Raw genomic sequence first — 3401 nt, 5'->3', positions numbered from 1 at the left:
CAGGAAAATACCTGTGCTGGTAACGATTTCGGCAACCGTTCCATCACCGAGCGACTCCAGCCGCACCGTCACGCTCCCGTCCGAGGTGGTGGTCTCGACGACATCGCGACCAGGTGCCTTCGCGGTGAGCGCGTCACCGAGCAGGTTGAGGAACAAACGAAACGTCGGCTCGTCGAGCTCGCCCACCGCCGACAACCGCACCGGGGTGCCCGCGATGGCGACCAGCGCTGCCCGCGCCAGCCGGGTCTGCTCGGCTTCCTTCGCCGCCAGCTCGGCCAAGTACCGGCGCTGCTCACTGCGGTCGATCACCTTGTTAGCCCGGCCGCGCCGCTCGTAGGAGCCGGTATTGCGCAGTCGTGGGCTGATCTCGATCGGTGGCGCCACCAGCCAGGAGGTGGCCGCCGGGACCGGGTTGTCCGCGCGCTCGTCGAGGGTGTCCGCGTCGATGGTGAGATGACGCGAACCGTGCAACCCGAACGCGGCCCGCCACAACGCATGCCGCGCACCATCGTCGGGCGCCTGCGCCATCCAGACCGCCAGCGTGCGGAAGTCCGCCGACCGGTCCGAGCGCCCAGCCCGCCGATCGTTGAGCGCCGCGACCACCGTGAGCAGCCGCGGGACCGCCGAGCGGGCCTGGTTGCGCAGCATCGTGGCCTGGCTGGTCTGGCCGGTACGACTCACAAACCATGCGTGAAACCCGTCCCATCGCTCCGCCCACAACTCCCGCTGCCGTGCGAACTCCCGCTCCCGGAAATCGTCGGTCCCGTCGGGTGCGGCATCGCCGGACTCACGCAGGGCTGCCAGCTCCAGCAGATCTGCCACCCCGTATCCGTCGAGTTCGACGATGAGCGAGGCGATTTCGGAGCCGGTGCCGACCAGATCCTTGATGAACCGCTCGAGATAGTCGATCAACCGGTCCTTGTAGGCGAGGAATGCTTCGATCCCGCTGTCGTGCGGATCGAGCGCTTCCTGCAGCGAGCCCATGAAGGCCTGTGCGTTGTCGGCCAGATCCTGGAAACGACCTGCCAGCGCGATCAGCGACAGATGCGCGCGTGCCTCGTCCGGCTCCGGTGCGCGGACCTCGGCGAGCAGAGCCCGCAGATGAGTGACGATATCGGCCAGCGCCACCGACTGCAGCGATCCCCGCCTGCCCAGCGCGGTGTCATACACCGCCAGCGCCGCCTCGGCCGCCTCGCCCTCTCTGGTGAGCTGATAGAGGAATCGTGCCCGATGGAACTCCTCGACCGTCGTCACCCGGCTGGTATCCGGGTCCGCCCGCAGGTTTCCCCACTCACACAGCTGCGACAGCGCACCGATCAATATCTGCTGGTCACAGCCAATCTGCGCCACCCGCAGTGCTGCTGATACATCGTCGGGCCGTAGATGGACGGTGAATCGCCGTTTCGCCGCAGTGAACGCACCGAGCACCACCCGATAGAGGTCGGCGTTGCCGGCACTGAGATGGGCGAACGGACGCGGCGAGGCCGATTCCTCCCCCACGTATTTCTCCCGTCCGTCGATGGCGGCCATCATAGGGCGAGCACCGACGGCGCATCATCGGTCCTCGTGCTCAGGTCACATCGCGGCTCAGCCAGAAAGTTGTACAGCCCTGGCCGATCGCCTTTCCGCTCAGGGTAGTCGGGCTGTCGGTGATGATGTGCCTCAGCGCGTGAGATCGGCCAGCTGGATGTCGAGCATGACCGGGACGACAACGGTCAGCCGCTCGCGGGGAACACCGGTGGCCACATAGCAGCCAGTCGTGTTCATCGAGTTCGTAGGTGTGTACTACGGGCTGTCCCGCTTCGTCCTCGATACGCCACAGGTGCCGAAGTCCTGCCTCCGCGTAAAGGCGGGGCTTGTAGCGCCGGTCTCGGTCTTCGGACTCGGCCGAGACAACCTCGACGACCAGGTCGACTTCCTCGGGCAGAAAACGCGTGCGGTCCGGGGAGTACGGGGAAGCACGCGGCGATGACGTCCGGTTCGGGTCTGCTCCGGTTGTTCAGCTTGATGGTCATCTGCGCTTCGACAGTGCGTCCAGCTGGTACCACCTGTCCCAGCGCCGAGGTGAGCCTATGGACTACTCGATCGTGCCTGGCCGGTACGACTCCGCGACGAACGCGGGGCATTGCGCAGGTACGTGAACTTCTATATCGACGGTGACGAATGTCGTCTGCTCGACGCCCATGACACCGCTGTCAGTGCACGCACCGAGGTGATGACCATTCCATTGGTCGCCGGCGGATGACTCCGCGTTTCCCTGGGGTGCAATGATTCCCGTCTACCGGTAGTAGGGAGTGGCCTGCACCCAATGGAACCCACGCGAGACAGCCGGGTACTGCGCGAGGTCGACCTGGTCCAGTTGCATCCGCACCGGACGTCCACCGAGCGTGCCCTCCAAAATCAACCGATCCGATTGTGGCTGAACGTAACTCAATGTTGCGAGCTTCCATTGGTGTGCTGTGTCTTTCGACAGCGTGATGGTGTGCTCCTCGGTGTCGATTCGAGCGGGGAGGGAGACCAGTGAATCGTCCAGCCGCTGCATGGTCATGCCCTGGGGAATGTCGAAGATGATGCGGCGGAATCGTTCAGTGACACTGGGTATTCCGCTGGTAGGCGGCGATTCGCTGAAGTCGACCAGGGCGGGCACCTGCTCGCCGGCGACCGAGAACTCAGTGACGTTCCAGATGCCGTAGAGCGGGGATTTTGGCCGTGCGCTGCCGTACTTGTGCCAGCCATCGTATGCCTCGACGGTCGTAGCGCAGAGCAGCCACACCCCGATCAGTACCTGGGCTGCCAACAGGACTCTGTTGCCACGCGGTGTGGAAAGTAGGGGTGTCGACGTTCGTGCTGGAACGACCCGACCGAGCAGGGCCCGAACGATGCGGATGATGTCAGGTGCGGCCAACACCGTTGCGTACAGGAACAATTGCAGAGCGAACAGTTTCACCGGTACGTCGAAGGTGAGATTCATGAGCAGCACCTGAAGCGCCACGATAACGGCGAGCACGGACCCGAGCCCCGCGGTCAATGGCAGGACCAGCAGCAGCGCCGCAACGACTTCCGCGGCACCCAAGGCCATCTCGTACGGCTCCGACAGCGACGACTGCGCCCACAGCACCGCCATCGGGCTCATATGGCCGAACGGTTCGACCAGGCGCTCGAGGTTGAACGACATCTGCGTCGGTAACACTTTGATCATGCCGTACAGCAAAAGGGCACTGGCCAGCGAGATACGCAGCAGCAGCCGGAACCACTCATACAGTCGCGCGTAGTTCGGGGGGCGCCGGGCGGGGGGCGCGCACCCCGCCGGGGGATGGTAGGCCCACACGAGCCCGGGGTAATAATACCACCCAAAAGGCCCCGGCGGAACGCCGCGCGGGGGGCGCGCGCCAAATTTTTAA

The 3401-nt window shown here is 64.8% G+C and carries 2 protein-coding genes and 1 pseudogene; all 3 read right to left on the bottom strand.

Going from position 1 to position 3401, the window contains the following annotated elements; all coding sequences use genetic code 11:
- Positions 1–1533, bottom strand: a 1533-nt coding sequence (locus ACFWPJ_RS28355; protein WP_378855888.1) for a TIGR02677 family protein, incomplete at its 3' end; no start/stop codon positions are given.
- Positions 1534–1807: 274 nt separating this feature from the next.
- Positions 1808–1909 (bottom strand): annotated as a pseudogene (locus ACFWPJ_RS28350) (Uma2 family endonuclease); the annotation flags it as partial.
- Between the two features lie 369 nt (positions 1910–2278).
- Positions 2279–3328 (bottom strand): DoxX family protein, encoded by a 1050-nt coding sequence (locus ACFWPJ_RS28345; RefSeq protein WP_378855886.1) that lies wholly within the window; start codon positions 3326–3328, stop codon positions 2279–2281.
- Positions 3329–3401: the final 73 nt, after the last annotated feature.

This window comes from Nocardia sp. NPDC058497 (genome assembly GCF_042720195.1).
GTDB lineage: Bacteria > Actinomycetota > Actinomycetes > Mycobacteriales > Mycobacteriaceae > Nocardia.
This window is presented reverse-complemented; position numbering and strand designations above follow the sequence as displayed.